General features: G+C 32.2%; 10 protein-coding genes. 6 read left to right on the top strand and 4 right to left on the bottom strand.

Annotated elements, in window-relative coordinates; genetic code table 11:
* Positions 1-496: LPXTG cell wall anchor domain-containing protein (locus KA824_RS00255; protein WP_181187809.1), on the top strand; the 496-nt coding region annotated here is incomplete at its 5' end.
* A 215-nt stretch (positions 497-711) separates the two neighbouring features.
* Positions 712-1,038, top strand: coding sequence for a hypothetical protein (locus KA824_RS00250; protein WP_070704587.1), 327 nt, complete (start codon positions 712-714; stop codon positions 1,036-1,038).
* Positions 1,039-1,175: 137 nt separating this feature from the next.
* Here the strand turns inward: KA824_RS00250 and KA824_RS00245 are convergent, their stop codons facing one another.
* Positions 1,176-2,117, bottom strand: a complete 942-nt coding sequence (locus tag KA824_RS00245) for a DsbA family protein (protein WP_181187279.1) — start codon at positions 2,115-2,117, stop codon at positions 1,176-1,178.
* Positions 2,118-2,256: 139 nt separating this feature from the next.
* Here KA824_RS00245 and KA824_RS00240 point away from each other — a divergent pair, with 139 nt between their 5' ends.
* Both KA824_RS00240 and KA824_RS00235 read left to right on the top strand, forming a co-directional pair.
* On the top strand, positions 2,257-2,817 hold the full coding sequence (locus KA824_RS00240) for a TetR family transcriptional regulator (protein ID WP_119535390.1): 561 nt from the start codon (positions 2,257-2,259) through the stop codon (positions 2,815-2,817).
* Positions 2,818-2,843: 26 nt separating this feature from the next.
* Positions 2,844-3,185 (top strand): DoxX family protein, encoded by a 342-nt coding sequence (locus KA824_RS00235; protein ID WP_040030332.1) that lies wholly within the window; start codon positions 2,844-2,846, stop codon positions 3,183-3,185.
* A gap of 75 nt (positions 3,186-3,260) precedes the next feature.
* Here the strand turns inward: KA824_RS00235 and KA824_RS00230 are convergent, their stop codons facing one another.
* On the bottom strand, positions 3,261-3,713 hold the full coding sequence (locus KA824_RS00230) for a hypothetical protein (RefSeq protein ID WP_154409514.1): 453 nt from the start codon (positions 3,711-3,713) through the stop codon (positions 3,261-3,263).
* Positions 3,714-3,715: 2 nt separating this feature from the next.
* Positions 3,716-4,522, bottom strand: a complete 807-nt coding sequence (locus KA824_RS00225; RefSeq protein WP_040030330.1) for a DUF3100 domain-containing protein — start codon at positions 4,520-4,522, stop codon at positions 3,716-3,718.
* Between the two features lie 177 nt (positions 4,523-4,699).
* On the opposite strand from KA824_RS00225, the gene KA824_RS00220 reads away from it, so the two are divergent.
* The gene (locus KA824_RS00220; RefSeq protein ID WP_119517541.1) at positions 4,700-5,869 is read left to right on the top strand and encodes a YbfB/YjiJ family MFS transporter; all 1,170 of its coding nucleotides are present in this window, start codon (positions 4,700-4,702) and stop codon (positions 5,867-5,869) included.
* A 281-nt stretch (positions 5,870-6,150) separates the two neighbouring features.
* Positions 6,151-7,128 (top strand): tRNA dihydrouridine synthase, encoded by a 978-nt coding sequence (locus tag KA824_RS00215; protein WP_107386335.1) that lies wholly within the window; start codon positions 6,151-6,153, stop codon positions 7,126-7,128.
* Positions 7,129-7,184: 56 nt separating this feature from the next.
* Here the strand turns inward: KA824_RS00215 and KA824_RS00210 are convergent, their stop codons facing one another.
* A complete protein-coding gene (locus tag KA824_RS00210; protein ID WP_019469153.1) occupies positions 7,185-8,375 on the bottom strand; it encodes an MFS transporter in 1,191 nt (396 codons plus the stop codon).
* Positions 8,376-8,402: the final 27 nt, after the last annotated feature.

Raw genomic sequence — 8,402 nt, 5'->3', positions numbered from 1 at the left:
AGAGAATCCAGGCAATGGAGAAAATCCAGGCAATGGAGAAAATCCAGACAACGGAGAAAATCCAGGTAACGGAGAGAATCCAGGTAATGGAGAAAATCCAGGTAACGGAGAGAATCCAGTTAATGGAGAAAATCCAGGTAGCGGAGAGAATCCAGTTAATGGAGAAAATCCAAGCAATGGAGAGAATCCAGGTAACGGAGAAAATCCAGGTACAGTAGGAAACTCAAATACTCAAAAACCAGACTCAGCAGAAATTTCAGATATAAGTCAGCCATCTAATAGCGACACTAGTTCTGAAATAAAACAAAATAATAATTCAGAAATAGTAAATACGCGTTCTGACAACTCTAGAAAAAACAACGATAATAAATATGAATTACCTGAAACAGGAAAAGACGAAGTTAATAAAGGTACTTTATTCGGTTCATTATTTGCAGGCTTGGGAGCATTATTACTATTTATCAAGCGTCGTAGAAAAAATGAAGAAGATAAGTAGTAAATATAAAAAATAATATTAAACTAAAGAAACCTGAGACAATTATAGTCTCAGGTTTTTTATATTGTGATAGGAATCATGTAAAAAAAGAACATATATAATTGTGAAATTATATTTTAATAAATAGAGTGTGATTTATTAAAAATTGTTTATTAATTGTACGTAATGTGTATATAGTAATTACAGGTTATTAAATAATAAAACGGGGTTATTGTATGTATATTATTGTTCAATATAGTAAAGGTAATACATTGTTTTATTTACGTAATAAAAATCAAGAACCAATTAATTCAAAAGTAGTAGCAATTTCGAAAGACAAATATAATGAAGAATTGCTACAACATATTTATAGTATACTTTCTCAAACGAATCACAGTGTTAAAGAGTTAGACTTTGTAGTAATTGAAATGAATGACATAGAATCATTAGAAATAAATGCAGTTTGTGAAGTGAGTAGATACTTAGAAACGCAGCTAAATAAAAATATCATTGTAACTAATAGTATAGAAACTTTTAATTACAATGAATATTTGAAAAACTAAAAAGGCGATATAATTGCGTAATTGACACTTTAAATTAACGTTTTTTATGAATTACTCACATTTTAATTGTGCATGTACATATAGTGTTCTATGACCGTCAACTGTTTCGTTCACAACGTCAGTAAGGTTGTGACATATTACGATAAAATAAATTCATAATAATTTTCACCAAGTATATTTTTAGCTATGTAAACTGAAGGATTTAAATTTTGTTTAACAAAATTTGGTACTTCGTCTTGTTTAATGTCATACATAACTTCAATTTCTTTAGAAAATAAGCGATGTTGTTTTTTTAAATATAATTCTAAATCTGGCAAAGGTTTTGAAACGGTTTTTTCATTGCTGCTAAGTTTTTTAAGTGTATCTATATAAACATTTAAATCTCTAGCGCCTACAATTTTAGTACCTTGGTTATCGTTATTTACTATGACAACTGTAGGGAAACCTCGAACACCTAATTCACGTACCAAGTTAAAATCGTTTGATAGTAATTGCTGACCTTGCGTACTATTTGCTAAATCAAAAATAATTTCAATATTAATTGATTTATTATTTTTATATAAAGTTTGTACAATTGATTTAAGTATTTTGTCATCAGAAATATTTTGGTTAAAGACGAAAACAGCTTCTCTAACTAATCTAATAAATTCAATAGCAGTAGCCGGAGAATCTAATTGCTGAATCGCTTTATACAACCGAGATGCTGGGTATGAAGATTGCACAGGATCTATTTCCATAATCGTACCATCGATAGGCATGCGTGAATATTGACCTACTTCTTGCCAATGTGGTATCACATCAGCCGGTTTATAAATGCCATTTGCAGGGTCAATAGGCCCATCCCCCCAAGCTTCTAAAAGGCCGCCCATAATCATTTGAAAATTAAACAAATGACCGTATTGTACTAATAGTTTATTTAAAATTGGTTCGAAAGCCCAACAATGTGAACACATAGGATCAGTTACATAATATAAAGTTAAATTAGGACTTTGGTTATTTAAGTTAATGTCTTCTACTTCTTTTTCTTCACTCGGTTTGCAAACACCCGAATAAATATCACACACCATATTTTTTTTCATAATTGTACCTCCGTAGTTTAATTAAATTGATATACTCTTATGATAAGTAGTAATATGAATAATAAGTACCAACAAATTGTAGAAAATGTTGAATATTCAACATTTAGTATCTAATGTTGGGAGAAAATGAGGGAGTCGAATGGTACAATCAAAATCAGACTTGCGCGTCATTAAAACGAGAAAATCTATTATGCAAGCTTTTATCCAATTGTCTAGTGATAAAGATTTTAAAAGTATAACTGTGAAAGATATTACACAAGAGGCACTTATCAATAGAGCTACGTTCTATTATCATTTTAGTGATATCTATGATTTGTTAGAAAAAGCGCTTGCTGAAGAACTATTAATTAATTTAAATTATGAATATTTTAAAGATAATCCATTGAATGAAAGAACAATTGTCGATATCTTTAAAGTAGTGGCAGAGTTTCAATTGTCTTTAAATAGAAGATGTCATAGAAGTTATCCAGAGACGATAGATCATATTGTTCAAGAACATATTGCAAATGTATTGTATAAATTGTTGGCTGATATTGATTTTGAAGATGATAGCACACGACAATTGGCTGCAAACATGATAAGTGCAAGTATCTATAAAGCAGCTGAAACATGGTATCAAAAGAATAATGAAATGTTACCTGAAGATTATATTAAACGCATCACGCCTTATATGATTTCTGGTTTGGTAGCGCGTGACTAAGATAAAAATGAAAAGGGGTCGTTAAAATGAGTATTATTATCATTATATTGCAAATCATTTTGGGAATATTTTTTATCATGACAGGGTCTAAAATTTTATCTGGTGCAATGAAACAAGATTTTGCGCGTCTTGGCTACCCACCTATCTTTAATCAAATTACAGGAATTTTTGAATTTGTAGGTGGCCTGGGCATGTTGATAGGTGTGTTGTATAGCGTGATTGCATTATTATCAAGTATATTATTAGGTGCAACGATGTTTGTTGGTGCAATCTCATTGATTTTCTTAGGCAAGGACCCAATTAAAAAAGCAATTCCAGCTATTGTACTCTTTTTATTGAACTTTATAGTGTTTATTTATTATATTTAAAAGAATGATTAATTTTAATATCCCCATATAAACAACAGGTTGAATTGTTTGTATGGGGATATTATTATGTGTAAATTATGCTAAACCTTGAATTCTTAAAACAATTTCTGCTACAAGGGCAGAACCTACGTATGTACTGAGTAAGATTACGATACCGACGACAATTGTTTTCCAACCTAACTTAGCAAAATCGGCCCACGAATTTCCTATAGAAACGCCTGCATATGCAACAACTGGTGTAGCTAATGACAACAGATCTACTTTTTCAGTCCACTCAACAATGTGTGATGATCCAGGTATGCCAGGTATTGTAATGATGAGCCCAATTATACCAATATAAGCAATACTAGGTATGTTTAGAGGAACAATATCACGTAAGATTAAACCTATTAATGAAATACCCATTAACGTAAGGATGCCAGGTAAAGCTACTATAGGCATTACATTATAACCAATCCAATTACTAAAGAGTGAAATAATGCCTACCACACATAATGTGAGTATCCAGTTTTTAACTTTCGAATTCATTATCATTGCTCCTTATCTTTTGTGAATTTTGATTTGATATGCATAATAAAGCTGTAGTATTTTCGAGTTAATGGTAGAGCAATTAATATACCTACATAAAGCCCTGTGACAGATGTGAGTAAATTACTCACACCAGAAAATGCTGTGATTGTACTAGCTTGGTCAGGATACATTTCAACTAAGGGACCTAGTGCAGCAGCAGTCATAACACCACTTCCTACGCCTGTCGCCATTGCAAATGCTAATGGGCTAAATGGTAAAACAGAGATTAGAATACCGGAGAAAACACTAAAAAATATTGCTCCAAATATTGTTCCGAATATATACATGGACATGACGCCTCGCCATTCAGGAGAAGTGATACCATATTTTTCAGTGATAAGTGCTAAATTGGGTTCTCTTCCTATTGAATGTGTCATGCCTATAGATTCTCTACGTAAACCTAAAAGTATAGCCAGCGGTAATGAAATAATAATAGTAGCTAAATTACCGGCTTCTTGAAGTATTAAAGCGGGTCCAGCAGCAATGATTTTAGGAAGTGCAGGTCCAGCCTCTACCCCGAATTTTGCTATGAGTAATGCTACAGAAATAAAGACCATTGGTTCAGAATTCTTAGCTTGTCTTTTACTGATAATAGGTGTGAAATATACGCCCAAACCGAGTAATACTGCATAAACTACTGGTAATAAAAGGATTGATGTTATACCTAATGGTATTTTATGTGCGCCGATTACTTCAGAAATGATCATAATGATTAAAACAATGCCATGTAATCTCCAATCTTTCCAAAGAATGTTTTGTTGTTTCATAACAATCCTCCTAATAAAAAGTCTGAAAATTCAAAATAATAATAAAGCCTATTTTATACTTACTAATTCAAAATTAAAAGGGGGTTAAAGATAATATTATTAATTATTAATAAAAGGGATATGTAAAAATTATAAAAAGTGTATAATGTAATTGATTTGTTGAAAGGTGTGTAAAGTATGAGACGAGCATATAAGCAACTTATTTTAGGTATGTTGTGTTTGTTTATTGTTATGGCAATTGGACGTTTTGCATATACCCCCATTATGCCTTTTATGCAGCTTAATAGCGGTATGGATAATCCAAGTGCTGGTATGTTAGCTACATATAACTACTTAGGATATCTTATTGGAGCAATGATTCCAATTTGGATTATTGTATTTAATAAGGTAGTGGATCTTAAAATATATTTAATTATCAATATAATTTCAACACTATTCATGGGTGTTTTTGATAGTTATATCTCATGGGCAATTTTTAGATTTGTTGCTGGTGTTTCTAGTGGTACTGTTTTTGTATTGGCATCGAATGTTGCGTTAGAAGCATTAAAAATGGTTCGAAAAGAACGTATTTCTGGTTTGCTATATAGTGGTGTAGGGTTAGGCATTTTTACAAGTAGTATCTTTATTTTTTTATTTACTTCAGTTAATACATGGAAATCGACTTGGGTTTTGCTCGGTATTTTTTCATTAATCATGGCGATTTTTATTATATTTGGTATGCATGAAAATGATGTTGCTGAATACGAAAGTCATAAAACAAACGAAAATCAAGCTGATGTATCTAATAAATTAAAGAAAAAATTTATTTGGGGCTTTTCCATTGCGTATTTTTGTGAAGGAGCCGGATATATTATTACGGGCACTTTTTTAGTGGCTATTGTTAAATCAATACCCTCGTTGTCAGATTATGCGGCATTAAGTTGGATGTTTGTTGGATTAGGTGCAATACCATCAACTATTCTTTGGTCTATGTTGGCCGATGTTTTAGGTCATGGTAAGGCAACGTATTTAGCTTTTATTTTACAAATAATAAGTGTTATTTTACCGATATTATCAGAAAGTATGTTGAGTTTAATATTAAGTTCATTATTATTTGGTTCAACGTTTTTAGGGCTTACTACATTATTTATGTCCAAAGCACAAGCTTTAATGTATCAGAATAATAGTAGATTGAACTTAGTTGCGATATTGACTGTTATATACAGTTTGGGACAAATGATTGCACCTGCATTATCTGGGTTATTAATTGGAAACGAAGGGAACTTCAATGCAGCATTGATTTTTGCTGCTGTTATTTTATGTGTAGGTTTATTTAGTAGTATGTATAGTTATCGGACTAGGAATTAAATGAAATTTGTCTTATAACTTTGATGTTTTTGCTAAAGATATGAAGAAATAATAATATAGATTGTTTCCATGTGTATATCTTGAACTGCTTTCTGAGTCATTCAAGCGTACAATAGACTTTTTAGTGATTGTGTGTGACGTTTCAATTATTTAAGTAATGAGTCTTAGTTGGGAGTTGCTTTTTGGAGTGTTTAAATCTTTTTGTATAAGTCTTATTTTTGTGGTAATATCGTCATGAATAAAAATTCGAGATAATAATAGATAAGAAGGTTAAAAAATATATGAAAGAAAATTTTTGGCGTGAATTACCGCGTCCATTTTTTGTTTTGGCGCCTATGGAAGACGTAACAGATGTAGTCTTTCGTCATGTGGTCAGTGAAGCGGGAAGACCTGATGTCTTTTTCACTGAGTTTACAAATACGGAAAGCTTTTGTCACCCTGAAGGTGTACACAGTGTACGTGGCCGTTTAACGTTTACAGAAGACGAACAACCCATCGTTGCACACATTTGGGGAGATAAACCTGAACATTTTCGTGAAATGAGTATTGGTATGGCAGAGATGGGTTTTAAAGGTATTGATTTGAATATGGGTTGTCCAGTTGCGAATGTTGCAACAAAAGGTAAGGGTTCAGGTTTAATACTACGCCCAGAAACAGCAGCTGAAATTATTCAAGCATCTAAAGCAGGAGGACTACCTGTAAGTGTTAAAACGCGATTAGGTTATTCTGAAATTGATGAGTGGAGAGAATGGTTGAAACATGTTTTCAAACAAGATATTGCGAATCTATCCATCCACCTTCGTACACGTAGAGAGATGAGTAAGGTAGACGCACACTGGGAATTAATCGGCGAAATAAAACAACTGCGTGATGAAATTGCACCAGACACATTATTAACGATAAATGGTGACATTCCAGATAGAAAAACAGGACTTGAACTGGCAGAAAAGTATGGTATTGATGGCATTATGATTGGTCGAGGAATTTTCCATAATCCTTATGCCTTTGAAAAAGAACCAAGAGAACATACGAGTGCGGAACTTTTAGACTTGCTAAGACTTCATCTTGATTTGTTCGACAAATATTCACAAGAAGAAACACGCTTGTTTAAACCGTTGCGCAGATTCTTTAAAATATATGTGCGTGGTATCAGGGGTGCAAGTGAGTTAAGACATCAACTGATGAGCACAAATACGACTGACGAAGCACGTGAATTACTAGATGAATTTGAATCTAATATGGAAACAACAATACAATAGTAAAAGTTTGAATATATAAATAGGCTTGAAAATCTTAAAATTTTAGATTTTCAAGCCTATTTTTGCTTAATGGTAAGCGAAATAACGAATGCAATAATCATAAAACTAGTAATCATTAAAACGACACCTGGCCATTGAATATAGTTATAAAACACACCGGCTAAAGTACCTCCTACAGAAGACCCCATATAATAAAACAATAAGTAGAGGCTAGAAGCCTGTGCTTTATGATCTTCCGCACGACTGGTAACTACTGCACTTGCGATTGCATGACCACTAAAAAAAGCATAAACACTAAAGGCTAAGCCAATAATTTTGAATGTTAGCGGTGGTAATAAAGTGATGTTAATACCAAAAATTAACAATAAAACACTAAATTTCAAAGCATTTAAAGTACCTAATTTAGTACGTAATTTTGCATTTAGTATTGAGGAAATCATACCTATTAAAAACAATAAATATATAAAACTAATGATACTATCATGTAAATTGTATGGCTTTTCTGATAACACGAAACCAATATAGTTAAAGGCAGCTATGTTACAACCAAGTAGCAGAAAGCCAATCATAAAAGGTTTGAGTAATCGAATATTTGTTAGATGTTTATAATAACTAATTAATAATGCTTTGACAGAAAAACGCTGTTTATCAAAATGTTTAGATGATGGTAATAAAAATGTAAATAAAATGGCTGCAATGACACTGATAACACCTATGCAAATTAGGCCAGTTTGGTATCCATAAATACTTGAAATAAAGCCGGTGAATATTCTTCCAAAGGCACCACCAAAAGCGTTTCCACTAATATAAATGCCCATCGCTTCAGGTAGATTGTGCGAAGAAATTTCCTCACCAATATATGCCATTGCGATTGATGGTAAACCAGCTAAACATATGCCTTGTATCAATCGTACAATTAAAAAGGTATTGAAATCTGTTAAAAATGGTTGGATTAAGGCGAGTAAGGATACAGAAAGAACGGAAAAAATCATTATAGGTTTACGGCCTAACACTTCAGATATGGCTCCGAAAAATAGCATGGCAAAGGCAAGTGTTAAAGTTGCTGATGATAAAGCTAAACTTGCCTTTGTTTCGCTCACATTAAAAGATTTTGTGAAATGAGGGATTAATGGTTGAACACTATAAAGTATTGAAAATATGGTGAATCCAGAAATAAAAAGAGCCACAATTACTTTAATATATGTCTTTGATCCTTTTACTGCATAATTATTATGAACTTCATACATGTTGAATCCCTCACTTTTAATTAATAG

This window comes from Staphylococcus sp. GDY8P198P (assembly GCF_017891615.1).
In the GTDB taxonomy this organism is placed as follows: domain Bacteria; phylum Bacillota; class Bacilli; order Staphylococcales; family Staphylococcaceae; genus Staphylococcus; species Staphylococcus cohnii.
This window is presented reverse-complemented; position numbering and strand designations above follow the sequence as displayed.